The sequence below is a fragment of the Enterobacter sp. RIT637 genome (assembly GCF_019718755.1).
Classification (GTDB): Bacteria; Pseudomonadota; Gammaproteobacteria; order Enterobacterales; family Enterobacteriaceae; genus Enterobacter.
In genome coordinates, this window is sequence record NZ_JAIHAZ010000011.1 from 41,048 (window position 1) to 66,541 (window position 25,494).

General features: G+C 57.6%; 21 protein-coding genes. 7 read left to right on the forward strand and 14 right to left on the reverse strand.

Features of this window, described 5'->3' with window-relative positions:
- Positions 1–2: 2 nt before the first annotated feature.
- Entirely contained in the window at positions 3–2,081 is a 2,079-nt protein-coding gene (malQ, locus tag K5E19_RS15850) for a 4-alpha-glucanotransferase (protein WP_221552052.1), read from the forward strand.
- Positions 2,082–2,191: 110 nt separating this feature from the next.
- On the opposite strand, the gene gntT is transcribed toward malQ, so the two are convergent.
- The 3 genes from gntT to gntX form a co-directional block, all read right to left on the reverse strand.
- Positions 2,192–3,508, reverse strand: coding sequence for a gluconate transporter (gene gntT / locus K5E19_RS15855; RefSeq protein ID WP_108417710.1), 1,317 nt, complete (start codon positions 3,506–3,508; stop codon positions 2,192–2,194).
- 362 nt (positions 3,509–3,870) lie between these two features.
- Positions 3,871–4,446, reverse strand: a complete 576-nt coding sequence (gene nfuA / locus K5E19_RS15860; RefSeq protein WP_010436427.1) for a Fe-S biogenesis protein NfuA — start codon at positions 4,444–4,446, stop codon at positions 3,871–3,873.
- 61 nt (positions 4,447–4,507) lie between these two features.
- Positions 4,508–5,191 carry a DNA utilization protein GntX gene (gntX, locus tag K5E19_RS15865; protein ID WP_221552053.1) on the reverse strand — a complete coding sequence of 228 codons (684 nt, stop codon included), beginning with the start codon at positions 5,189–5,191 and terminating at the stop codon, positions 4,508–4,510.
- Between the two features lie 35 nt (positions 5,192–5,226).
- On the opposite strand from gntX, the gene bioH reads away from it, so the two are divergent.
- Complete coding sequence (bioH, locus tag K5E19_RS15870) at positions 5,227–6,009, forward strand: pimeloyl-ACP methyl ester esterase BioH (RefSeq protein WP_221552054.1); 783 nt, start codon at positions 5,227–5,229, stop codon at positions 6,007–6,009.
- Here bioH and feoC read toward each other — a convergent pair.
- The 5 genes from feoC to greB all read right to left on the reverse strand — a co-directional run bounded on the left by feoC (position 5,981) and on the right by greB (position 12,015).
- Entirely contained in the window at positions 5,981–6,220 is a 240-nt protein-coding gene (feoC, locus tag K5E19_RS15875; RefSeq protein ID WP_221552055.1) for a [Fe-S]-dependent transcriptional repressor FeoC, read from the reverse strand. The genes bioH and feoC overlap by 29 nt on opposite strands.
- Before the next feature lie 11 nt (positions 6,221–6,231).
- Positions 6,232–8,550, reverse strand: coding sequence for a Fe(2+) transporter permease subunit FeoB (gene feoB, locus K5E19_RS15880; protein ID WP_221552056.1), 2,319 nt, complete (start codon positions 8,548–8,550; stop codon positions 6,232–6,234).
- A 29-nt stretch (positions 8,551–8,579) separates the two neighbouring features.
- Positions 8,580–8,807 carry a ferrous iron transporter A gene (gene feoA / locus K5E19_RS15885; protein WP_010436417.1) on the reverse strand — a complete coding sequence of 76 codons (228 nt, stop codon included), beginning with the start codon at positions 8,805–8,807 and terminating at the stop codon, positions 8,580–8,582.
- A gap of 319 nt (positions 8,808–9,126) precedes the next feature.
- Positions 9,127–11,454, reverse strand: a complete 2,328-nt coding sequence (locus K5E19_RS15890) for a Tex family protein (RefSeq protein WP_221552058.1) — start codon at positions 11,452–11,454, stop codon at positions 9,127–9,129.
- Positions 11,455–11,541: 87 nt separating this feature from the next.
- Positions 11,542–12,015, reverse strand: a complete 474-nt coding sequence (gene greB, locus K5E19_RS15895) for a transcription elongation factor GreB (RefSeq protein WP_221552059.1) — start codon at positions 12,013–12,015, stop codon at positions 11,542–11,544.
- Positions 12,016–12,243: 228 nt separating this feature from the next.
- Between greB and ompR the strand changes: the two genes are divergently transcribed.
- Together ompR and envZ are read left to right on the forward strand one after the other, a co-directional pair.
- Positions 12,244–12,963: a two-component system response regulator OmpR gene (gene ompR / locus K5E19_RS15900; RefSeq protein ID WP_001157751.1), complete on the forward strand. Its 720-nt coding sequence runs from the start codon at positions 12,244–12,246 to the stop codon at positions 12,961–12,963.
- Positions 12,960–14,306 (forward strand): two-component system sensor histidine kinase EnvZ, encoded by a 1,347-nt coding sequence (gene envZ / locus K5E19_RS15905; RefSeq protein WP_221552061.1) that lies wholly within the window; start codon positions 12,960–12,962, stop codon positions 14,304–14,306. The genes ompR and envZ overlap by 4 nt, the downstream gene beginning before the upstream one ends.
- Before the next feature lie 126 nt (positions 14,307–14,432).
- Here envZ and pckA read toward each other — a convergent pair whose 3' ends face one another.
- From pckA to K5E19_RS15930, 5 genes are all read right to left on the reverse strand, one after another.
- Positions 14,433–16,049: a phosphoenolpyruvate carboxykinase (ATP) gene (gene pckA, locus K5E19_RS15910; RefSeq protein ID WP_221552062.1), complete on the reverse strand. Its 1,617-nt coding sequence runs from the start codon at positions 16,047–16,049 to the stop codon at positions 14,433–14,435.
- A gap of 333 nt (positions 16,050–16,382) precedes the next feature.
- Positions 16,383–17,261 carry an Hsp33 family molecular chaperone HslO gene (gene hslO / locus K5E19_RS15915; RefSeq protein ID WP_010436401.1) on the reverse strand — a complete coding sequence of 293 codons (879 nt, stop codon included), beginning with the start codon at positions 17,259–17,261 and terminating at the stop codon, positions 16,383–16,385.
- Positions 17,262–17,285: 24 nt separating this feature from the next.
- Complete coding sequence (hslR, locus tag K5E19_RS15920) at positions 17,286–17,687, reverse strand: ribosome-associated heat shock protein Hsp15 (protein ID WP_221552063.1); 402 nt, start codon at positions 17,685–17,687, stop codon at positions 17,286–17,288.
- Positions 17,684–18,367, reverse strand: a complete 684-nt coding sequence (gene yrfG, locus K5E19_RS15925) for a GMP/IMP nucleotidase (protein WP_221552064.1) — start codon at positions 18,365–18,367, stop codon at positions 17,684–17,686. The genes hslR and yrfG overlap by 4 nt, the downstream gene beginning before the upstream one ends.
- Before the next feature lie 64 nt (positions 18,368–18,431).
- Positions 18,432–20,570: an intracellular growth attenuator family protein gene (locus tag K5E19_RS15930; RefSeq protein WP_221552065.1), complete on the reverse strand. Its 2,139-nt coding sequence runs from the start codon at positions 20,568–20,570 to the stop codon at positions 18,432–18,434.
- A 321-nt stretch (positions 20,571–20,891) separates the two neighbouring features.
- Here K5E19_RS15930 and nudE point away from each other — a divergent pair, with 321 nt between their 5' ends.
- The gene (gene nudE / locus K5E19_RS15935) at positions 20,892–21,452 is read left to right on the forward strand and encodes an ADP compounds hydrolase NudE (RefSeq protein WP_010436390.1); all 561 of its coding nucleotides are present in this window, start codon (positions 20,892–20,894) and stop codon (positions 21,450–21,452) included.
- 88 nt (positions 21,453–21,540) lie between these two features.
- Here nudE and mrcA read toward each other — a convergent pair whose 3' ends face one another.
- Positions 21,541–24,093: a peptidoglycan glycosyltransferase/peptidoglycan DD-transpeptidase MrcA gene (gene mrcA, locus K5E19_RS15940; protein ID WP_221552066.1), complete on the reverse strand. Its 2,553-nt coding sequence runs from the start codon at positions 24,091–24,093 to the stop codon at positions 21,541–21,543.
- Positions 24,094–24,213: 120 nt separating this feature from the next.
- Between mrcA and pilM the strand changes: the two genes are divergently transcribed.
- Positions 24,214–24,990, forward strand: coding sequence for a pilus assembly protein PilM (gene pilM / locus K5E19_RS15945; RefSeq protein WP_221552067.1), 777 nt, complete (start codon positions 24,214–24,216; stop codon positions 24,988–24,990).
- Positions 24,987–25,481: a PilN domain-containing protein gene (locus tag K5E19_RS15950; RefSeq protein WP_221552068.1), complete on the forward strand. Its 495-nt coding sequence runs from the start codon at positions 24,987–24,989 to the stop codon at positions 25,479–25,481. The genes pilM and K5E19_RS15950 overlap by 4 nt, the downstream gene beginning before the upstream one ends.
- Positions 25,482–25,494: the final 13 nt, after the last annotated feature.

A 25,494-nucleotide genomic window follows, 5' to 3' on the forward strand; every position in this document is an offset into this window, starting at 1 on the left:
CGATGGAGAGTAAACGTCTGGACAGCGCCGCGCAGGCGGCGGGGATCAGCCTCAGTTACATTAATGCTCACGGCAAACCGCAGTCTATTGGCGCCGACACCAAAAGACGTTTGCTGGACGCCATGCACAAAGCCGACGCGAAAGCGTCGGTTGCACCGGTGCCTAACGTGAAGGTATTCACCGCAGGCAAAAAGATGCCGCTGGCGGTGGAGGGGCGCGGCGAGTTTAGCTGGCTGCTCACCACCGAAGAGGGGCATCAGCACAAAGGCCACGCAACCGGTGGCAAAACGCTTAACCTTCCGGCGAAGCTGCCGGAGGGCTATCACACCCTAACGCTCACCCAGGACGATCTGCGTTTCCACTGCCGGGTGATCGTCGCGCCAAAACGCTGCTACGAGCCGCAGGCTCTGCTCGAAGGTAAAAAGCTGTGGGGCGCCTGCGTGCAGCTCTATACGCTGCGTTCCGACAGCAACTGGGGCATCGGTGATTTTGGCGATCTGAAAAAGATGCTGGTGGATGTGGGCGAGCGCGGCGGCGCGTTTATCGGCCTCAACCCGATCCACGCGCTCTATCCGGCCAACCCGGAAAGCGCCAGCCCGTATAGCCCGTCGTCCCGTCGCTGGCTGAACGTGATTTACATCGACGTTAACGCGTTAGATGACTTCAAAAACAGCAAAGAAGCGCAGGCGTGGTGGAACCTCAGCACCACGCAGCAGGCGCTGAAGCAGGCGCGGGACGCAGACTGGGTGGACTATTCCACCGTCACGGCGCTGAAAATGGCCGCGCTGCGTCTGGCATGGAAAGGTTTTGCGAAGCGCGATGACGAGCAGATGGCCGCGTTCCGCCAGTTTGTGACGCAGGAGGGCGAGAGTCTGTACTGGCAGGCGGCGTTTGATGCGCTGCACGCGTATCAGGTAAAAGAGGACGAAATGCGCTGGGGCTGGCCGGTCTGGCCTGACGCGTATCAGTCCATCGACACACCTGAAGTGAAAGCGTTCTGTGAAAAATATGCCGATGAAGTGGACTTCTACCTGTGGCTACAGTGGCTGGCGTACAGCCAGTTTGCCGCCTGCTGGCAGGTGAGCCAGGGCTATAAGATGCCCATCGGCCTGTATCGTGACCTCGCCGTCGGCGTGGCGGAAGGCGGCGCGGAAACCTGGTGCGACCGTGAGCTTTACTGTCTGAAAGCCTCCGTCGGTGCGCCACCGGATATCCTTGGCCCGCTCGGTCAGAACTGGGGATTGCCGCCGATGGATCCGCACGTGATGGCGGCGCGCGCCTACGAGCCGTTTATCGACCTGCTGCGCGCCAACATGCAGAACTGCGGCGCGCTGCGTATCGACCACGTGATGTCCGTGCTGCGCCTGTGGTGGATCCCGTACGGTGAAACGGCGGATCACGGGGCGTACGTGCAGTACCCGGTTGACGATCTGCTGTCGATCCTGGCGCTGGAAAGTAAGCGTCACCAGTGCATGGTGATCGGTGAAGATCTCGGTACCGTGCCGGTGGAAATTGTCAGCAAGCTCCGCGACAGCGGCGTCTACTCCTATAAAGTGCTCTATTTTGAAAACGACCATGAGAAAACCTTCCGCGCGCCGAAAGCGTACCCTGAACAGTCAATGGCAGTCGCGACGACGCATGACCTTCCTACGCTTCGTGGCTATTGGGAAAGCGGCGATCTGACGCTCGGCAAAACGCTTGGGCTGTATCCTGATGAAGAGGTTCTGCGCGGCCTGTATCAGGATCGCGAGCTTTCTAAACAGGGGTTGCTGGATGCGCTGCACAAGCAGGGCTGTCTGCCGAAGCGCGCCGGACATAAGGCGTCGTTGATGTCGATGACCTCCACGCTTAACCGTGGCTTGCAGCGCTATATTGCTGACAGCAACAGCGCCCTGCTGGGCCTGCAGCCGGAAGACTGGATTGATATGGCGGAGCCGGTGAACATCCCGGGCACCAGCTATCAGTACAAGAACTGGCGTCGCAAGCTGTCCACAACGCTTGAGAAGATGTTTGCTGATGACGGGGTGAACAGGCTGATTAAGGATTTGGACAAGCGGCGAAAAGCAGCCGCGAAGAAGTGATAAAAAACCCGCCAGTGGCGGGTTTTTTATTGCCCGGTGGCGCTACGCTTACCGGGCCTACATGGAGCGAGTAGGTCGGGTAAGGCGTAGCCGCCACCCGACTTAATACATCAAACCACCATATTCAATAGCAGCACCCCGACCAGACCGCACACTGAAATAATGGTTTCCAGCGCGGACCAGGACTTGATGGTTTCACCGATCGTCAGGTTGAAATACTCCTTGAACAGCCAGAAGCCAGGGTCGTTAACGTGAGAGAAAATCACGCTACCGGAACCGACGGCGATAACCATCAGCTCAGGGCTTACGCCCGTGGTCGCAATCAGCGGGGCAACGATACCGCCTGCGGTGATCGCCGCAACGGTCGCCGAACCCAGCGCAATACGCAGCACGGCAGCGATAGACCAGGCCATCAGGAGCGGTGACACGTTGGTTTCATGCATCATGGCAGCGATGTATTTGTCCACGCCGCTGTCGACCAGAACCTGCTTGAACGCACCGCCACCGCCGATGATCAGGAGCATCATGGCAATGATTTTGATGGAAGAGGTCAGCGTGTCGTTGATCTGATCCATTGAACGGCCACGGTTCAGACCGAAGGTAAACATTGCGATCAGCACCGCAATCAGCGTTGCCATCACCGGGTCACCGAGGAATTCCGCAACGGCCAGGAATGCGTGACCTTTTGGCAGGATCATCTCCGCCACGGCGCGCATCGCCATCAGAATGACCGGCACCAGAGAGGTCCAGACGCTGACGCCAAAGCCAGGCATCTCTTCTTCGGTGAAGGTTTTAGCGCTGTACAGACCTTCCGGGATCGGCTTATCAATGCCTTTCAGGAAGCGGGCATAAACCGGGCCTGCCAGAATCACGGTTGGGATTGCCAGAATCGTACCGAACAGCAGGGTTTTACCCATATCCGCGTGGAAGATGGTGGCGATAGCGGTTGGACCCGGGTGCGGCGGCAGGAAGCCGTGGGTCACGGACAGCGCAGCAGCCATTGGCACACCGACATACAGCAGCGGGATGTTTGCCGCAGCCGCGATGGTGAACACCAGCGGCAGCATCAGCACGAAGCCCACTTCATAGAACAGTGCGAAACCGACGGTAAAACCGGTTAACACCACCGCCCACTGGATGTTTTTCTTGCCGAATTTGGCAATCAGCGTGGTGGCGATACGCTGCGCACCCCCGCAGTCCGCCAGCATTTTGCCGAGCATGGCACCGAAGCCCATGATCAACGCCAGGCTGCCGAGCGTGCCGCCGACACCGGCTTTAATCGAGCTGATGACTTTCACCAGCGGCATCCCTTGCATCAGACCGACTGCAAGTGCCACCAGAACCAGAGCGATAAATCCGTTCATTTTGAAACGGATCATCAAGAGCAGTAATAACACAACACCGATAGCGACGATGACTAATGGCATGATTTACCTGGCCTTTGAATTGTTATGGGTAACGTCATTGTTTCAACGACAAATTCCGATTGTCCCAATTGGGAACAGAGCGTTAACGGCACTCATACTGATGCCTACGAAACCATTAAGTTTAGTCGGCTGTTATAAGGGTGTTGAGTGCCCACGAGAATGATACGGGTAACATGATGTGATTGAGAATCACCCAGGCAGGCAAAATGTGAATTATGAGACGCAGGTCAACATATACAGAAGGGAACGGGGGGAAAAAAAGCCGGGTGGCAGCTTCGCCTTACCCGGCCTACGATTCGTGCAGACTGTTTTTGTAGGCCCGGTAAGCGCAGCGCCACCGGGCAATTCGAGCGAATACTGACTTAGTAGTAAGAGTGCTCGCCGCGCTGGTGCTCGGTCAGATCGCGCACGCCTTTCAGTTCCGGGAATTCGTTCAGCAGCTGCTTCTCGATCCCTTCCTTCAGGGTCACATCGACCATAGAACAGCCGTTACAGCCGCCGCCGAACTGCAGGATCGCCAGACCGTCTTCCGTGATTTCCATCAGGGTTACACGGCCACCGTGTCCTGCCAGCTGTGGGTTGATCTGCGATTGCAGCAGATACTCAACGCGCTCCATCAGCGGGGCATCGTCAGACACTTTACGCATTTTCGCGTTCGGTGCTTTCAGGGTCAGCTGAGAGCCCAACTGGTCTGTGACAAAGTCGATTTCCGCATCGTCAAGATACGGCGCGCTCAGTTCATCGACGTAAGCGGTGAGCTGTTCAAATTTAAGGGCAGTGTCAGTTGCTTCCACAGCGTCCGGAGGACAATACGAGACACCACATTCTGCATTCGGTGTGCCTGGATTGATCACAAACACGCGGATCTGCGTCCCTTCTTCCTGATTTGCCAGCAATTTGGCAAAGTGCGCTTGTGCAGAATCGGAAATACGGATCATAGCTTTGGCCTAATAGTTGACTAAATTACCTGGGTATAATCATACGCCCATTGAAGAAGGGCTACAAGGTACGGCACAGACACCATACCTGAACCGACGCGGCGCCGCTTTGCAAAAGCAGTCGGGAAAGTTCAGCAACGGTACTGCCCGTGGTGACGACATCATCCACAAGCGCGATATGGAGGCCGTGAACCGGCAATTCAAGGCGGAAGGCATTTTTCAGGTTTCTTTTGCGCAGCCGCGCGCTGAGCTGATGCTGTATTGCGGTTGCCTGCACGCGCCTGAGCGCTGAGGCAGCGTAACGGCATCCGAGCCAGCGGGCGAGCGGACGACAGAGCAGGTCGCTTTGATTATAGCCGCGCCGCCAGTGGCGACGGTGGTGCAGGGGGACATTCATCAGCATGTCGACCCGCGGCAACGCGCGCGTTCGTCGCGCCTGCAAAACGGCGAGAAGCAGCAGGCGGGCAAGGGGCGTCGCCAGTACGCTTTGGTGGGAAAACTTCAGCGCGTGGATAAGCGCGCTGAGCGGCGGAACATAATTATCCACCGCCACAAGCGCATGCCACGGCGGCGCTTTTCTCAGGCAGCGGCCGCAGGGGATCGCCGGGCTGACCGCCGGTAACCCACACTGCGGACACCCGGCGATGCGTCCTTCCAGCGAGCGGGTGCAGACGGAACAGATCCCCCACGCGCTGAGCGCAAGCGGCATTCGGCATAGCCAGCACAAGCCGGGCACTGTTAGCATAGACAACCTCCATGTAAAAAAGAGAACGATAGCTGATGAAGACGCTGTGGTGGCAGACCGTCGGGACGGGAAATTGTCATCTTGTGCTGCTGCACGGATGGGGACTGAATGCTGAAGTGTGGCGTTGCATAAGTGAGGAACTCGCCTCGCAGTTTACGCTGCATCTGGTGGATTTGCCGGGCTATGGCCGCAGCCGCGGCTTTGGCGCGATGTCGCTTGATGAGATGGCGCAGCAGGTTCTGGACGCCGCGCCGCAAAACGCCGTCTGGCTGGGCTGGAGCCTGGGTGGGCTGGTGGCAAGCAAAATTGCGCTGGAAAACCCCGAGCGCGTGAGCGCCCTGGTTACCGTGGCATCGTCACCGTGCTTTAGCGCGCAGGACGCGTGGCCGGGTATCAAGCCTGAAGTGCTGGCCGGGTTCCAGCAGCAGCTAAGCGAAGACTTCCAGCGGACGGTGGAACGTTTTCTCGCGCTGCAGACGATGGGAACAGAAACTGCGCGTCAGGATGCGCGCACGCTGAAACAGACCGTGCTTTCGCTGCCAATGCCGGACGTTGAGGTGCTTAACGGGGGGCTTGAGATCCTCAAGACAATCGATCTGCGTGAACCGCTGGCGTCGGTGGCAGTACCGCATTTGCGTATTTATGGCTATCTGGACGGGCTGGTGCCGCGCAAGGTGGTTCCGCTGCTGGATGACCTGTGGCCGGAGAGTGCATCGCTGGTGGTTGATAAAGCGGCACACGCGCCGTTTATCTCGCACCCTGGCGAGTTTTGTTCGGCGCTGTCCGGCTTTATTCGCGCAGTGTCCACCACTCCCTGAGGCAGGCTTTCCCTTCCGGGCAATGTTTACAGCTGCCGGACAAACAACCGTCCGGCTCTTCCTGAATGCGCACGGCTTTTCCCATCGCTTCGAGTCTTTCCAGCATGGCATCGATCATCGGCTGGGGCGTATGCAGGCTGAGGCTCAGCTGCGTTGCCTCCATGCGCCCCTGTAACGCCAGTAAATCACGAACCTGAATCAACGATGCCATCTGTTTGCCCCTTAGTGACAGTCGCCAGCCGGGCTGTTGCAGCAGGAACTCGGGGTTTTACGCGTCGCCAGCAGGTTGATATCCACGCGGCTACGCGCCCGGCGCAGCAGGCCAATGACCATCACGTTAAACAGGATCACCGCCAGGATGCAGACCAGGCTGTAACGCGGGTGCTGGCTGAAGTTAACGGTCTGATAGAACACCGTCGCCAGCGAGTAAGCGATATTCAACCCCCACAGAATGGAGAAGCCCATCCAGCCACGGCTGGACTCACGGGCAATCGCCCCCATCACCGAGATGCACGGAATGTACAGCAGCACGAAGATGAGATAGCTGTAGGCCGCTGACGCGCTGCCGAATTTCTCGCTCATCACGCCCATGGCGCCGGTCGCCATTTCGCCGTCGCCTTTACTGGCCTCAATCGGGTTCGCCAGTACGCTCAGGCTGAAGGTGTCTTTCAGGCTCTGCCAGGTTTCCTCAACGGCACCCAAGAGTTCGTCGCCGAGGTGAAACTCTGCCGGATTGAACTCTTGCTCCTGAATGTTCTCTGCGGTGTAGAGCGTGTTCAGCGTCCCGACAACCACCTCTTTCGCCATTGCGCCGGTGAACAGGCCAACGGTCGCCTGCCAGTTATCCTCCTGCACGCCAATCGGTTTGAAGACCGGCGTGATGACGCGGCTGACGGAGGCGAGGGCAGAGTCGTTGATATTATCTGCCGCCTGACCGCTCAACGTGAAGCTGTTCAGTGCGCTCAGGAAGATGCTGACGATGACAATCACCTTACCGGCGCGCAGCACGAAGCCTTTCAGGCGCTGCCAGGTCTGGATCGCCAGGCTTTTCAGATGCGGCACGTGGTAAACCGGCAGCTCCATCACGAACGGTGACGCTTCACCGCGCATAATGGTGTGCTTGAGCATCAGACCGGTCAGGATGGCCATTACGATGCCGAGCACGTACAGCGAGAAGACCGCCAGCGCGCCCTGCTGACCAAAGAAAGCGGCGGCAAAGACCGCAAAGATGGCCAGACGCGCACCGCAGGACATAAACGGCGCCATCATGATGGTCATCAGCCGTTCACGCGGCGCATCAAGCGTACGTGCACCCATCACCGACGGCACGTTGCAGCCAAAGCCAACGATCAGCGGCACGAAGGATTTACCCGGCAGCCCCAGCGCCTGCATCAGGCGATCCATCACGAACGCCGCGCGAGCCATATAGCCGGAGTCTTCGAGGAAGGAGAGGAACAGGTACATCATGCCGATCTGTGGCACCAGCGGCAGCACGGTGTTGATACCGCCGCCAATCCCCTGGGCGAGGAAGATGGTCAGCCATTCCGGGAAGTGCAGGGTGTAGCCCAGCCACTGGATACCGTGCACGAAGATCGCCACGGAACCGGCGTCAAAGACAGGCTGGAGCGCGCCGCCGATGTTAATGGCAAGCAGGAACATCAGGTACATCACCAGCAGGAAGATGGGCAAACCGAGGAAGCGGTTGAGCACGATTTTATCTACGGCGGCGGTAAAGCGGCTGGGTTCGGCCGTCAGGGCGTTGCTGACCACGTCGCAAATCGCGGCGATGGCCTGATAGCGCGCGTCCGCGATGTGCAGCGCCGGGTCATCCAGCTCGTCGCTCAGGCGTGCCAGCGCCACGTCGAGTTTATCTGCTGCGTCACCGGCATAGGCGCGGCTGTAGATATCGCCTTCCAGCATTTGCAGGCCGAGCCATTGACGCTGTCTGGCAGGCATGGCGGTGTCCATCTCCTGCGCCAGCTGGCTGGCTTCGCGAAGCAGCGGCTGCGCGTAGTGCACCAGTTCAACGTCGGCGTTACCTGCGTGGCGGTCAACGGCCAGCTTCAGGGCGTCAATGCCGCGCCCGCGGGTAGAGACCAGCGGAACCACCGGGCAGCCCAGGCGGGAGGAGAGGGCATCGACGTCGATGCGCAATTTCTGCTTCTCAGCGATATCAAGCATGTTAAGCGCCACGATGCAGGGAATACCCAGCTCAAGCAGCTGCAGCGTCAGATAGAGATTGCGCTCAAGGTTGGACGCATCCACCACGTTGATGAGCAGATCCGCATCGCCGCTCAGAATATAGTGACAGGCGATCTGCTCATCGAGCGATGTCTGAGAGGAAATCGTGGTGAGCGAATAGGTGCCCGGCAGGTCAACCAGCGTGACCTGATTGTCCGTCGTCGTGAACTGGCCTTCTTTACGCTCAACCGTCACGCCTGCCCAGTTGCCGACACGCTGGCGCGCACCGGTTAACTGATTAAATAAGGTTGTCTTGCCGGAATTAGGATTGCCAATTAAGCCAATAGTTAATTTTTTCATTGTAATAGACTCACTGAACCGCTGGCTTGTTATTGAGATAACGCTTCGACTTCAATTAAGGCGAGGTCTTTCTTACGCAGTACCAGATTGACGCGTCGGGTTTCGATATGAACGGGGTCGCCCAGCGGGGCCACGCGTACTACCTGGAATGACGAGCCGGGCAGCATGCCTAATGACAAGAGCTTTTGCCGATAGGCGGGGCTAATTTCACGAGTAAAACCGGTAATTTTCCATGCACTGTCTGGAGTGAATTGCATAGCGCCTGATTCCACGAGAGGTTAAATAATCTACACAATGATGATAATGAGAATAGTTTTTATCAGCAATATTAAAACTGTGACGGAATGTTGTTAATCGTATTAATTTGCGGTCTGATTGACCTTGCTCAATATTTGCAGAATTACCCGGGAAGGAATAAAAAACTTATTTGTTAATGGAGTGATAAATAATGGTTTAAATATAGGGGCGCCATATTTATTGTAATTCCCAGCGGCCTGCTTGCCGGGCGGCACTGCGTTTGCCCGGCCTACAAAACCGTAGGCCCGGTAAGCGTAGCGCCACCGGGCATTGACAACCTTAGCGTTTCTTACCCATTGCCGCTGCCAGCGCATCCATCATCGCGCTGTTGCCCGCAGGCTGGGCGTCACGTCCGCGCGGTTTCGCGGCCTTCGCGGCCGGACGCTGCTGCTCGCGACCGCCGCCGTTGCCACGGCGCGCGTTGCTTTCGCCCGGCTGCTCGTCCAGACGCATGGTCAGGGCGATACGCTTGCGCTGCAGGTCCACTTCCAGCACTTTCACCTTCACAATGTCGCCCGCTTTGACCACGGTGTGCGGGTCTTCAACGAACTTGTCGGCGAGGGAAGAGATATGGACCAGACCGTCCTGATGCACGCCGATATCCACAAACGCGCCAAAGTTGGTCACGTTGGTGACCGCACCTTCGAGCACCATGCCCGGCAGCAGATCGTTCATCGTCTCCACGCCGTCAGCAAAGGTCGCCGTTTTGAACTCAGGACGCGGATCGCGGCCCGGTTTTTCCAGCTCTTTGATGATGTCGGTGACCGTCGGTACACCGAACTGTTCGTCGGTGAAATCCGATGCTTTCAGGTTACGCAGCGCGCTGCTGTCGCCCATCAGTTCTTTCAGCGCCTGTTGGGTCGCGGCCAGAATGCGCTCCACAACAGGGTAGGCTTCCGGGTGAACGGTAGAGGCATCCAGCGGGTTATCGCCGTGGTTGATGCGCAGGAAGCCCGCGCACTGTTCAAAGGCTTTCGGCCCCAGACGGCTCACCTTCAGCAACTGCTGACGGTTCTGGAACTGACCGTTCTCATCGCGCCAGGAGACGATGTTCTGCGCCATCATGCGGGTTAAGCCCGCCACGCGGGTCAGCAGGGGAACCGACGCGGTGTTCAGGTCGACGCCAACAGCGTTTACGCAGTCTTCCACGACCGCATCCAGCTTGCGCGCCAGCTGTGTCTGGCTCACGTCGTGCTGATACTGGCCCACGCCGATGGACTTCGGATCGATTTTCACCAGCTCCGCCAGCGGATCCTGCAGGCGGCGAGCGATTGAAACCGCACCGCGCAGGGAAACGTCAAGGTCCGGGAACTCCAGTGCCGCCAGCTCGGACGCGGAATAGACGGATGCCCCCGCTTCGCTGACGATCACTTTCTGCGCCGTCACTTTCGGGAACTGCTTCTGCACGTCGAGGTAGAAGCGCTCGGTTTCACGTGAGGCCGTACCGTTGCCGATGGCGACCAGCTCAACGTTGTACTTCTCGCACAGCGCCGCCACCACGACGGCCGCTTTGGCTGCCTGGCCGGTGTGCGGATAAATGGTGTCAGTCGCCACCAGCTTGCCGGTGCCGTCAACCACAGCGACCTTCACGCCGGTACGCAGGCCCGGGTCGAGACCCATGGTTGCGCGCAGTCCTGCAGGAGCGGCCATCAGCAGGTCGTGCAGGTTACGGGCGAAAACGTTAATCGCTTCATCTTCAGCGCGCTCGCGTACGGTGCCCATCAACTCGGTTTCGAGGTGCATCAGCACCTTGATGCGCCAGGTCCAGCTCACCACGCCTTTGCGCCAGCTGTCCGCCGGGGCGTTGTTCAGGCGCAGGCCAAGGTGGTCGATAATGATCTGCTCGCAGTGGCTCTCTTTCGGCGGCTCGTCAAACTGCGGGTCGGCGTTCAGGGAGAGCTGGAGCACGCCTTCGTTGCGGCCGCGGAACATCGCCAGCGCGCGGTGAGACGGCGCGGTAGAAATCGGTTCGTGGTGATCGAAGTAGTCGCGGAATTTCGCGCCTTCTTCCTCTTTGCCCGCGACGACGGTAGAGACGATGTGGGCGTTTTTCCACAGGTAATCACGCACTTTGGCGAGCAGGGCGGCGTCTTCAGAGAAACGCTCCATCAGAATGTAGCGTGCGCCGTCGAGGGCGGCCTTGGTGTCCGCAACGCCTTTGTCGGCGTCGATAAATTTGGCGGCTTCGGTTTCCGGGTCGTGAGACGGCTCGTTCCACAGCAGGTCGGCCAGCGGCTCAAGACCCGCTTCAATCGCAATCTGCCCGCGCGTGCGGCGCTTCGGTTTATACGGCAGATAGAGATCTTCGAGTTCGGTTTTGCTCAGGGTGCCGTTGATGGCGTTTTCCAGCTCGCTGGTCAGTTTGCCCTGTTCGCCGATGGATTTGAGGATCGCCTGACGACGGTCTTCCAGCTCGCGCAGATAGCCCAGACGCGTCTCCAGGTTACGCAACTGTGTGTCATCCAGACCACCGGTGACTTCCTTACGATAGCGTGCAATAAACGGCACGGTGTTCCCTTCATCAAGCAGGCGAACGGCAGCTTCTACCTGTTCGGCTCTGGCCTGAATATCACCCGCAATAATGCGGCAGAGCGAATCTTTCATCATGGCTTTATCATCTGTTGAGTCGAAAAATCAGGGGATAGTTATACGGGCTGACACGGCAAAATGCCAGCCGGGGAGGGCGCTCTCGGACTATTTTACGTAGACGATCTCATTGACGTACCAGCTGGCTTCTCCGGCTGGGGTATGAACGACGGCCAGATCGCCCACTTCCTTTTTCAGCAGCGCGCGGGCCATCGGGGAGTCGATAGAGATGTAATCCTTACGACCAAAAATTTCATCGTAGCCGACAATGCGAAAACGCAGGGTGTTGCCGTCGTCGTTTTCAATCTCCACCCACGCGCCGAAGAACACTTTGCCCTCCTGCTGCGGGGAGTAATCGACAATTTTCAGGTCCTCAAGGCACTTCGTCAGATAGCGAACCCGGCGGTCGATCTCACGCAGTCGCTTTTTGTTGTACTGGTAGTCAGCATTTTCGCTGCGATCGCCCAGGCTTGCGGCCCAGGTGACTTTTTTGGTCACCTCGGGACGCTCTTCGCGCCACAGGTAATCCATCTCTTTTTTGAGTTTCTCGTACCCTTCGCGGGTGATCAGGGGCGTTTTCATGGTGAAGCCTTTGCTGCCGATTTACTGTCTTGCGCACAATACGTACCACACAGTGTAACAGACAGGATTAATAATGATTTATGTGATGAAATGAGCAGATAAGCTGCTGTTAAATATGCTTTGTAACAATTTCGACTAGAATTTATACCAGAATTAGCTGGTCGAATACGTGCACTTTTTTAGAATACGCTGTTACAAAGACTATCCGAACCTTTGGGAGTACACACAATGCAAGAAAACTACAAAATTCTGGTCGTGGATGACGACATGCGCCTGCGCGCGCTGCTTGAGCGTTATCTGACCGAGCAGGGCTTCCAGGTTCGTAGCGTCGCGAACGCTGAGCAGATGGACCGTCTGCTGACCCGTGAATCTTTCCACCTGATGGTCCTTGACCTGATGCTGCCTGGCGAAGACGGGCTTTCCATCTGCCGCCGTCTGCGCAGTCAGAGCAACCCGATGCCGATCATCATGGTGACGGCGAAGGGCGAAGAGGTTGACCGTATCGTGGGCCTCGAAATTGGCGCAGACGACTACATTCCAAAACCGTTTAACCCGCGTGAACTGCTGGCGCGCATTCGCGCCGTGCTGCGCCGTCAGGCGAACGAACTGCCTGGCGCACCGTCGCAGGAAGAAGCCGTTATCGCCTTCGGCAAGTTCAAGCTGAACCTCGGCACGCGCGAGATGTTCCGTGAAGACGAGCCAATGCCGCTCACCAGCGGCGAGTTTGCGGTACTGAAAGCGCTGGTCAGCCACCCGCGTGAGCCGCTTTCCCGTGACAAGCTGATGAACCTGGCGCGCGGTCGCGAATACTCCGCAATGGAACGTTCCATCGACGTGCAGATCTCCCGCCTGCGCCGCATGGTGGAAGAAGATCCTGCGCACCCTCGTTATATTCAGACCGTATGGGGTCTGGGCTACGTGTTCGTCCCGGACGGCTCTAAAGCATGAGGCGAATGCGCTTCTCGCCGCGAAGCTCGTTTGCCCGCACCCTGTTATTGATCGTCACCCTGCTGTTCGTCAGCCTGGTGACGACCTATCTGGTGGTGCTGAACTTTGCGATCCTGCCGAGCCTCCAGCAGTTTAATAAAGTCCTGGCCTACGAAGTTCGTATGCTGATGACCGATAAGCTGCAACTGGAGGACGGCACGCAGCTGGTTGTTCCACCGGCGTTTCGCCGTGAAATCTACCGCGAGCTGGGCATTTCGCTCTATTCCAACGAAGCGGCGGAAGACGCTGGCCTGCGCTGGGCGCAGCATTACGAATTCCTCAGCCAGCAGATGGCGCAGCAGCTGGGCGGCCCAACGGAAGTGCGCGTTGAGGTCAACAAAAGCTCGCCGGTCGTCTGGCTGAAAACCTGGCTCTCACCCAATATCTGGGTGCGTGTCCCACTGACCGAAATCCATCAGGGCGACTTCTCGCCGCTGTTCCGCTACACCCTGGCGATTATGCTGCTGGCGATAGGCGGCGCGTGGCTGTTTATCCGTATACAAAACCGACCGCTGGTCGACCTGGAGCACGCTGCGCTGCAGGTCGGTAAAGGGATTATTCCTCCTCCGCTGCGCGAGTATGGCGCCTCGGAAGTCCGTTCGGTGACGCGTGCCTTTAACCATATGGCCGCAGGCGTGAAGCAGTTGGCGGATGACCGTACGCTGCTGATGGCGGGCGTCAGCCATGACCTGCGCACGCCGCTGACGCGTATTCGTCTGGCGACGGAGATGATGGGGGAAGAGGACGGTTACCTTGCCGAGTCCATCAACAAGGACATCGAAGAGTGTAACGCCATCATCGAGCAGTTCATCGATTACCTGCGCACCGGGCAGGAGATGCCGATGGAAATGGCTGACCTGAACGCGGTGCTGGGCGAAGTGGTTGCGGCGGAAAGCGGCTACGAGCGCGAGATTGATACCGACCTGCAGGCGGGCGAGATCCAGGTGCGCATGCACCCGCTCTCCATCAAACGCGCACTGGCGAACATGGTGGTCAACGCGGCGCGCTACGGCAATGGCTGGATTAAAGTCAGCAGCGGGTCTGAACTCAACCGCGCCTGGTTCCAGGTGGAGGACGATGGCCCCGGTATTAAGCCCGAGCAGCGTAAGCATCTGTTCCAGCCGTTTGTGCGCGGCGACAGCGCGCGCAGCACCAGCGGAACGGGCTTAGGCCTGGCGATTGTGCAACGTATTATCGATAACCACAACGGGCTGCTGGAGATTGGTACCAGCGAGCGGGGTGGGCTGAGCATTCGCGCCTGGCTGCCGGTACCGGTGACGCGGGGGCAGGTGAAAGAGGGTTAAAAAAGGGTGGCGCTAGCCACCCCCCGACAAAATGTGGTCTCTGCGGCCTGATGCCCTCACCCCGGCCCTCTCCCACGGGGAGAGGGAGAAAACAATAAAAAAGGCAACTTACGTTGCCTTTTGCTTTTACCTTGGTCCCGCGCTCACCAGCGCAGCACCCGCCGGGGTATCGGTATACTTCTCGAAGTTCTCAATAAACAGCTTCGCCAGCGATTCCGCCTTCTCGCGCCACTGCTCCGGAGAACCGTACGTGTTGCGCGGGTCGAGGATATGCGTATCCACACCCGGCAGCGACGTTGGGATCGCCAGGTCAAACATCGGCAGCGTGAAGGTTTCGGCGTCGTCCAGAGAACCATCCAGAATGGCGTCGATAATCGCTCGGGTATCTTTGATGGAGATACGTTTGCCGGTACCGTTCCAGCCGGTGTTCACCAGGTAAGCCTGCGCGCCGGATGCCTGCATGCGTTTCACCAGTACTTCAGCGTACTGCGTCGGGTGCAGCGACAGGAAAGCCGCGCCGAAGCAGGCGGAGAAGGTTGGGGTTGGCTCCGTCACGCCGCGCTCGGTACCCGCCAGCTTGGCGGTAAAGCCGGAGAGGAAGTGGTACTGCGTCTGGCTGGCGGTCAGGCGAGACACCGGAGGCAGCACGCCGAACGCATCCGCTGTCAGGAAAATCACCTTCGTAGCGTGGCCCGCTTTCGACACCGGCTTCACGATATTGTCGATGTGGTAGATCGGGTAAGAGACGCGGGTGTTTTCCGTTTTCGACGCATCGTCGAAGTCAATTGAGCCGTCGGCACGTACGGTGACGTTTTCGAGCAGCGCATCGCGACGGATCGCGTGGAAGATATCCGGCTCGGCCTCTTCAGACAGGCGAATGGTCTTCGCGTAGCAGCCGCCTTCAAAGTTGAATACGCCGTCGTCGTCCCAGCCGTGCTCGTCATCGCCAATCAGGCGGCGTTTCGGGTCGGTAGAGAGGGTGGTTTTACCGGTGCCGGACAGGCCGAAGAATACCGCCACGTCACCTTTCTCACCGACGTTCGCCGAGCAGTGCATGGAGGCGATACCGCGCAGCGGCAGCAGGTAGTTCATGACCGAGAACATCCCTTTCTTCATCTCGCCGCCGTACCAGGTACCGCCAATCAGCTGGATACGCTCGGTCAGGTTGAAGGCAACAAAGTTTTCGGAGTTCAGGCCCTGCTCTTGCCACTGTGGGTTCGTGCATTTCGCACCGTTCATCACGATGAAATCAGGGTTGAAATCCTGCAGCTCTTCGTCGGTTGGACGAATGAACATGTTCTTGACGAAATGCGCCTGCCAGGCCACTTCGGTAATGAAACGTACGGAAAGTCGGGTGTCGGCGTTAGCGCCGCAGAAAGCGTCGACAATGAACAGACGCTTGCCGGAGAGTTGGTGAGTGACGAGCCCTTTCAGATGCTGCCAGGTTTCCGGGGAGAGCGGTTTGTTGTCGTTCTTCCCTTTGCCCTTATCAGCCCACCACAGCGTATCGCGGGTGGTTTCGTCTCGGACGATATACTTATCTTTCGGCGAACGACCGGTAAAAATACCGGTATCGACGGCGATAGCACCAAGATTTGTCAACACACCTCGCTCGTATCCTTCCAGTGCTGGATTGAGCTCTTCCTGATACAGCGTATCGTAATCGGGGTTGTAGACGATTTCCTGGACGTCGTGAATACCATAAGCCATGAGATCTTGCGGGGTTAAACCAGTAACACGCATATCACTGCTCCTTAGCCAATATGTACTGCCTGAAATTGTAGGGTTTTTCTGAGGTTGTTAACCGCGACGGGGCTCATAGATTTACGTATCTGGACAAAACCCTTACTAACGGAAAACGCTGCGACTCCAGTCACAGCGCAGGCGGATTATCGCAGGAATCGCTTTTTGGTTGTGGAAAATGTTCCTAAAAGGTTAAGGGTTGGTGAATTTAACCGAAGGAATGTGAATGTAATCGCATACACGTAAGAAAATTACGTAAGAGTTACATAGGGAAAACGATTCAGCTTTTGGGGGGATTTTTGCCCCCTCCCTTTCGGGAGAGGGTTAAGCGTATTAGTGAACCTGCGGATCCGCCGGGGAGGCGTTATTGCGGATCTCAGCGATATCCATCGAGTTGAACACGTAGTGCGTACCGCAGTAGTCACAGTGCATGTCGATTTCACCGTCTTCCGCCATGATGCTGTCGATCTCTTCATCCGGCAGGGTTTTCAGGGCGCCAGCGCAGCGCTCACGGGAGCAGGTGCACTTAAACTCCACCGCCTGCGGGTCGTATACCGTCACTTCTTCTTCGTGGTACAGACGCCACAGCACGTCGGTCGCCGACAGGTTGAACAGCTCTTCCGCTTTGACGGTTTCGGTCAGCGTCGCCAGGTGCTCAAAGTCGTTGGTCTGGGCATCCTGTGCAGGCAGAACCTGCAGCAGCATGCCGCCCGCAGCAGGCTGACCGTCCACTTCACCGGTGCGGATGAACAGACGCGTTGGCAGCTGTTCAGAACGCATGAAGTAGTCTTCCAGGCAGGCTGCCAGGGTATCGCCTTCCAGACCGACCACGCCCTGATAGCGCTCGCCTTCCTCCGGAGAGATGGTGATCACCAGATAGCCGTTGCCGACCAGCGTTTTCAGATCCGCATTTTCAGGGACTTCGCCCTGAACGCGCGCGACGCCGCGCATCTGCTGCTGGTTGTTGCCGTTGATCACCGCCAGCGTCATCGGGCCGTCCCCCTGCAGCTGCACGGTGATATCGCCAGCGAATTTCAGCGTGGCGGTCAGCAGGCTGGTGGCAACCAGCAGTTCGCCCAACAGGGTTTTCACCGGCAGCGGGTAGTTGTGGTTTTCCAGAATCTGTTTCCAGGTTTCGGATACGGTGACCAGCTCGCCGCGCACGGCGAATTGTTCAAACAGATAGCGGTGTAATTGGTCGTGTTGGGCCATTTTCATCTCTCGTGCAGGTGAGGGTTACTCGGTCTCACCGTGTTTAAATTTCATCAGATCGCGACGCTCTTTTTTATCCGGTCGCCGGTCCGGGTGAGGCATCGTCAGCGCGTTCATTTTGCGCGCCAGCGCGGTTTTCTCACGCTTTTCAATGCTTTCAGCTGTCTCTTCATAAAGCTGTGTGGCTTCGGTTGCGGGACGTCGCTGTTCGGTAATGGCTTTAATCACTACCGTTTTTTCATCATTACCCTGGCGCAGCGTTAAGGTGGCATTCAGCTCAACCATCTTGCTCGGTTTGCTGCGCTGACCGTTGTAATGCACTTTGCCACCATCAACCATTTCGCGGGCAAGGGCGCGCGTTTTATAAAAGCGGGCCGCCCATAGCCATTTATCCAGTCTTACCCCATCAGCGGGTTTTTCTTTCATGGCGTCTCCTTCACGGTGAGTGAGGGGATCATCCGGCGATAGTCGTTCATCCCCGGATGCCGCAGGTAGCTTTTTTCAGCCAGTCCGGAATCAGGATTGGTCACGCCCAGACAATAGCGAATGCCAAACGTCGCGGCGGCATCCAGAATCGGCTCGCTGTCATCAATAAACAGCGTACGTTCCGGCTGCAAACCGGTCTCTTCCACCACCGCATGCCACAACCGTTGATCCTCTTTCGGATAACCAAATGTGTGGGTGGAAAGTAATAAATCAAGGTGTGACGCCAGACCGGTATGTTCCAGCTTCACGGCCAGATTGTGGGGATGCGCATTAGTGAGCAAAATGCGGCGCTTACCGCTGGCTTTCAGGGCATCCAGGAAAGGAACCGTATCGTCGCGCAGCACCGCGCGCGGTCCCTGGGCGGTGGTCATGGCACAAATATCCAAACCGAGGCGCTCGCTCCAATAGTCCAGACAGTACCAGTTTAGCGTATGCTGCACCGCGCTATATTGCGAACGAATGAATTCCTGCGCTTCTGCCGGAGAGATACCCTGCTGTATACCGTATGTTTCGGGCACCAGCTGTTGCCAGAAAAAGTTATCAAAGGCGAGATCGAGCAGCGTGCCGTCCATATCCAGCAGGACGGTATCAACCTCCTGCCAGGCAATATCAAGATGCATTTAGGGGAACTCCAGCCAGAAGAAACGTGCGCGACAGGGTAGCACAACTTGCCGCGCAGTGACGTTATCCGATCAGGCTCTCGGAAGAGGAGATGAGTTTAGGATTGAGGCAATTTTCGTAATACTGCTGAATCTCAGCAAGCCGGGTGCGCGAACGCTGATAGCGGCGCAAGGCCATAAAGCCGTTCCAGAAAATGCATGCCAGCATCGCTATCATCAGCAGGGATGTGCCGATATAACGCCACAATCCTGCGCTGTCCGGCATCCGGTGCAGGTCGACATGGCGGGTGCCGTTAGCGTCTGTGAAGATACGTGTGACGATCCCTTCCGCGCTGAACGGCGTTTGCATCAGCATCTGAGCAAGGCGCTGGAATTCTCCCCACTGCTCCTGAGCCGGGTAGTCATATAACGCGACTTGCGGATAAGGCTGATCGACCAGATCGCTCCCCTCATCGCTGACAATTACAAAGCCGCCCGGTGCCGGGCTGTTTAACGCCTGGGCTGCACGGGTGGTTTCGCGCATCACAAACGGCGCGGTGGAGGTGGCGACGAGGTTATCCAGAGATTCGGCGCTGACCGGACGCAGCAGCACGTTGACGCCGTCCAGGCGTCCCGCTTCCGCGCGTTTCACCAGTGCATCCCAGTCCTTGCTGTTCCCGAGGTTCACCAGGGCATTTTTAAGCCGCACGCACTCGTCCTGGGCAGAACAGAGATCCTCTGTTTTCAGGACGATTTCACCAAAGTCGTCCAGCAGTACCATGCCAGATTTCTGAATCGCCGAGCGCAGGGCAGGGCTAACGCGGGAATCGTCATCCGGTTTCGGATGCAGCTGGCGGCTGACCGTCTCGGTGAGCGCCGTGGCCTTATTCACGACATCGGATTCCGGCAGCGGCAGCGGAGGCGCATCGTTCCAGATAATTTGCGAACAATCAAACGGCATAAACGGCGAATTCTGACGTGTGCTCCATGCGCCAGGCGCATGGATGTTACACATTCCGGTCCCTTGCAGACGCAGCGTATCGCCCACGCGTATGCCGGCATCTTCCAGCTGCTTCACGCTGGTGGCTTCAACCGTTTGCGCCCCTTTAATCCATGAAAGGGTGAACTTAATGGGCATATCCAGCGGCACGAAAAGGAGCAGCATCGCAAAGACCAGCGCTGCGCCGCCAGCAATGACCGTGCTGCGAAGCCAGTGCTGAAGCGGGAAGTTTTTCACTTCATCATGCAGAGACAGGAAGCGCCCCTGACGCACCACGTGGCGGTCAAGGTAGATATCGATATCGGTTTTATGCCCTAAATCCTGGGCGATCCACGGCTGCCAGTGGCGCGGATAGATGAGGTCGATAATACCGAGCGAGATATTATTGAGGTGCTCCTGATCGTTCTCGCCGAAGAGACCCCAGCGCTTTGGCGTGCCGCGCAGGCAGTGAATTTCACGCAGCGACGTTTTCGTCGGAGGGGCAAACAGACCCCACAATCCGGCGGCCAGAAGCAGAACTGCGCCGCCCGCCAGCCAGGGAACGAAAACATCTGGCGTGAGCAGGCAGAAGAAAAAGAGCAGAAATGCCGCAACGATCAGCACCGCTTCACGAATACCGTCCGGGCGGCTTAAGGCGTACTCTTCATGCGTCTCCTGACGAATGTTCAGCAGTTCAATCTGCTCTGTCTCTTCACCGCGAATGCTGGCCTGCGTTGAACTGACGCGTTCCAGCGCGAAGCGCGGCGCCTCATGTACGTACTCATTGAGGTGATGGCCGTTTAGCGAGATAACCAGCGGCAGGGAGTCGGTATGAATCAGCTCTACGCTGTTTTCATCATTAATGTACTGTTCCCAGAATGGCGGCAGATGGACCTCGACAGAATCCAGGTAATAACGCCATTTGTTGGGGTCGTCAGTGGTAATGCCGTAACGGGTGATCGAGCGCGTCACGCAGAGCACGGTGTCGCTTTGTGCGTTAAGATTGAGGGAAACTGGCGCAGCGCTGGCACCCGTTGGCCCCGGCGACTGCTGAGCGCGGTTCAGGTTATCGAGGTAGTGTTCAATGGCGCTGCGTTCTTCAGGCGCGAGCTTACGTGTCGTCGCACCCGCAAAAGCGTTTAAAAAGGGCAGTCGATATCGACGCTGTACGCGACGCCTGTACGCCCACCCTGCAACCAGCGCGGCGGCCAGCATAGCAGCGAGAACAATCAAAATGGTGCTCATGCTTTCCCCATCTTACTTATCTTACAGGTGTAGTCAGTAGCACCTTTAACATGAATGAGAGTCTGTGGTTGGCTATCGGCAAGTATGGAGTCGAACTTGAGCATTCTGAAGCGCATCCCAGTGACCGAAGATAATAGCAAAGCCTGTGGTGGCGCGATATCAGCAAATTCCTGGAAACATTTCAACCTCTTGACATTTGTTTTGAATTAAGGATTGATTCCAGTTACGTTGCATAAATGTAAATAAAGTACAATTGACATTGCCCAAACCGTGCGGCATATCGCACAATAACGCCAGTTCACACAGCAAAGACCCGTCAAGATGAGCAAACCACTACAAAAACCCACCATTCTGAGCGTTGAAACCGTCGCTAAATCGCGCCTGTTTAATGTGGAAAGTGTGGACCTGGAGTTCAGCAACGGTGTGCGTCGCGTTTATGAACGTATGCGCCCCTCTTCGCGTGAAGCGGTGATGATTGTCCCCATCGTTGACGATCACCTGATCTTGATCCGTGAATACGCTGTAGGAACTGAATCTTACGAACTGGGATTCTCCAAGGGGCTGATCGATCCGGGCGAGACCGTTTTCGAAGCCGCCAACCGTGAACTGAAAGAAGAGGTCGGTTTTGGCGCGAATGAGCTGTCGTTCCTGAAAAAACTGAGCATGGCACCGTCCTATTTTTCCAGCAAAATGAATATCGTGGTGGCGGAAGATCTCTATCCAGAATCGCTGGAAGGAGACGAGCCGGAGCCGCTGCCGCAGGTTCGCTGGCCGCTGGCGCATCTGATGGATTTACTGGAAGACCCGGACTTTAACGAAGCGCGCAACGTGAGCGCCCTGTTCCTGGTACGGGAGTGGTTGAAAGGGCAGGGGCGCCTGTAGTGGCCTGATGCCCTCACCCCAACCCTCTCCCACGGGAGAGGGAGCAAACACAAAAACGGCAACCTGAGGTTGCCGTTTTGCTTTGTTGTCAGAACAACTCGTGCGTTTCGCCGTTATCGATAATTTCTGTTCCCACCTCATGCACCGCCTGCCTGGTTGGCTGCGTGCCTTCGATGAAATACTCTTCACGGCTATTTCCGCCATTGGCGAGCTGCCCGGTGTTGCGGTCAATATTGACCGTCACAATGCCCGGCGGAGGCGTTAGCGGCTGCTCCGGCACGCCTTCCAGAACGGATTTCATGTAGGCATCCCACGCCGGTTGCGCACTCTTCGCGCCGCCTTCGTAACCGGAGATCTGATCTTTAATCGCGCCGGAGGCCGTGGTACGACCCAAATCGCGGCGGTGATCGTCAAAGCCGATCCAGACGGAGGTCACCACACCCGGCCCGTAACCGGAGAACCACGCATCTTTAGAGCTATTGGTGGTCCCCGTTTTCCCGCCGATGTCGCGGCGCTGCAAATCGCGTCCGGCACGCCAGCCGGTGCCTTGCCAGCCCGGCTCACCAAAGATATTGGTATTCAGCGCGCTCTTAATCAGGAACGACAGCGGCGTGTTGATCACGTGCGGGGCATACTCCTGCGCACCGGTCTGGGCAACAAGTGCCTGGTTAGCCTGCTCAAGCTGAGGCTTTGGTACCGCGGAGTTCTGCTGTTCCTGAGAAACGGCGACATCTTCCATGTCTTTGTTTTCAAGCACGTTGGACTTCTGCGTATCGCCGTAAATGACCGGAATATCGCACTCTGCACAGGCGATTTTCGGTTTCGCCTCGAACAGCACGCCGCCCTGGTCGTTCTCGATTTTACTGATGAAATACGGATCGATCAGGAACCCGCCGTTCGTCATTACCGCATAACCGCGCGCGACCTGAAGCGGCGTAAAGGACGCGGAGCCGAGCGCCAGCGATTCGGTATGGACGATATTCTGCGCCGGGAAGCCGAAGCGTTGCAGATACTCTGCCGCATAGTCAACGCCCATGGCGCGCATGGCGCGAACCATCACCACGTTTTTCGACTGTCCCAGACCCTGACGAAGACGGATTGGGCCTGCATATTGCGGTGGAGAGTTCTTCGGCTGCCAGTCAGAACCCGCCCCGGCATCCCAGCGGGAAATCGGTACGTCGTTGAGAATACTGGCGAGCGTCAGCCCTTTATCCATCGCGGCGGTGTAGAGGAACGGCTTGATGTTAGAGCCAACCTGACGCAGCGCCTGAGTGGCACGGTTAAATTTGCTCTGGTTGAAATCAAACCCGCCGACCAGCGCCATCACCGCACCATTTTGCGGATTAATGGAGACGAGCGCGGAGTTCACGTCTGGCACCTGCGCCAGCCACCACGCATCGCCCACCTGGCGAACCCAGATTTGCTGACCCGTCTGCACCGCGTCAGTCACTTTGCGCGGCGTCGGGCCTTGCAGCGTGTCAGAGCGGTACGGACGTGCCCAGCGGATCCCGTCCATACGCAGCGAGACGGACGTGCCGTCTGCCAGCAGTGCGACAGCCTCCTGCGGATCGGCCTGTGTAACGACCGCTGGCAGCAGCGGGCCATAGGTTGGCAGTGTTTTTAGCGAGTCGGTGATTTTCTTGCTGTCCCACGCGCTTTCGCCCACTTTCCACAACACGTTCGACGGGCCGCGGTAGCCGTGGCGCATGTCGTAATCCATCACGTTGTTACGCACTGCCTGCTGTGCCGCCTGCTGAACTTTGCGGGTCACCGTGGTGTATACGCGATAGCCGTCTTCATAGGCTTTCTCGCCATAACGGCTCACCATCTCCTGACGAACCATCTCGGTGAGATACGGTGAGGAGAAGGCGATTTCCGGCGCATGGTAGTTGGCGTCGATAACATCGCTGCGTGCCTGGTCGTACTCGGTCTGGCTGATGTAGCCTTCGCTCAGCATACGCGACAGCACCACGTTACGACGCGCAGTCGCACGGTCCATGGAGTAGAGCGGGTTGAACGTGGAGGGCGCTTTCGGCAGACCGGCGATGGTCGCCATTTCGCTCAGCGTCAGTTGCTCCACCGGCTTACCGAAGTACACCTGCGCCGCAGCACCGACGCCATAGGCGCGGTAACCGAGATAGATTTTGTTGAGGTAAAGCTCAAGGATCTCGTCTTTGCTCAGCAGCTGCTCGATGCGGATCGCGAGGAATACCTCTTTGATCTTACGCGTCAGCGTCTTTTCAGGGCTGAGGAAGAAGTTACGCGCCAGCTGCTGCGTAATGGTACTGGCCCCCTGAGAGGCATGACCGGAGAACAACGCAATGCTGGCGGCGCGGAAAATCCCCACCGGATCGACGCCGTGGTGCTCGTAAAAACGGCTGTCCTCGGTGGCGATAAAAGCGTTCACCATCACGGGAGGAATTTGTTTTAAGGTCAGCGGGATACGGCGTTTTTCGCCATATTGCGCCATGAGCTCGCCATCGGCGCTATAGACCTGCATAGGGATCTGGAGTCGCACATCACGAAGCGTGGCGACATCAGGTAGCTGCGGCTCAATATATTTGTACAAACCATAAATCGAGCCTGCTCCCAGCAGAATGCAACAGACTGCAAGGATCAATAAATACTTTACGAACTTCACCGGAGATTTCCCATCTGGTTTCACTTGGGCAGTTTCTAAACAATCGCGCGGTAGTATAAAGGCAAGCCTGATTCAATGATATAGCCGTCACTCTGACGGGCGATAAGGAGATCGTGAAGTATGGCTTTCAAGTCCTGGCAAACGGGCATTCATATTCAACAAGATAGGGTGCGCATCGTAGCGCTGACCAAAGAGAAGTCAGGGTGGCGTTTACGGCGCTGGTGGGCTGTTTCTCTGGCAGACGGCATTATCCGCGACGGGAAAATTCTCAAGCCAGAACACCTGGCTGACGCGTTGCGCGACTGGCGGCGGGCGTTGCCCCATTACCACCGGGTATTCCTCTCATTTCCCGCTGCGCGCACGTTGCAACGGTCGCTGCCGCGTCCGTCCATCGCCCTTCGTGACAGCGAGCAGGTTTCCTGGATGGGATCCACGCTGTCCCGGGAGCTGGAGATGTCCACAGACGGGCTGTGCTTTGACTATGTGGAGGACACGTTCAGCAACACATTTCATGTTACAGCGGCGCAAAACAACGAAGTCGAGGCCCTTTTACTGCTGGCAAAAACGCTGCGCTTGCGGTTAGCGGCAATCACGCCGGATGCAGGCGCGTTAGGGAATCTCCTCCCTGCCGTTGCCCCTGCTCAGTGCGTCGCCTGGCGGGATCGGCACCAGTGGTTGTGGGCGATGCGCCACCAGTGGGGGCGGCGCTACGCCACAGAAGCGAAAGACGTCACCGAACTGGCGGCACTGCTTGCGCTCTCTTCTGACGATATCGTTCAGTTCGATGCCACACGTGACCCCTGGAAACTGCTGGCCAGCTGCCAGCCTCCCTTGCCCGAGAGCGGGGCTGATTTTACCGTCGCGCTGGCGTTGGCCATGAGTGAGGGACCTGAATGAGCATGACGAATTTTTTACCGTGGCGACAGCAGCGTCGGGTGCGCTGCCTGCGATTCTGGGGCGTGTTGTTCATCACATCGTTGCTGGTGACGCTGGCCGTCGGGCTTGGCCTGCGGGTGAACCATGACGTGAGGCTGCGTGCGCTACAGAGTGAACTGGCGGGAATCCACGCGGTGCAAAAGATACTGAAAACTCGTCAGCCCCCCTCTGCGCCTCCAGCAGCGTCTGGGGTGGAATCGCGGCCCGTAGCATGGCAACCGGCGCTGGAATCACTCTCAGCCGTGATGCCAGCGCAGGCCTGGCTTTCAGCGCTACGTTATCAACCGCCTGTGCTTACGGTGAGCGGTTATGCCTCCGCCCTCCCGGCACTTGCGGCCATGACGGATGCGCTGAAACAGGTGGCTGGGTTCAGCTTCGGGTCTGCTGGTGAACTGCAGCAGGATAGCCAGGGCCGCTGGGTGTTCACTTTTCAGCTTAAGCGCCGGGGGTAGGCCGTGGAACAAC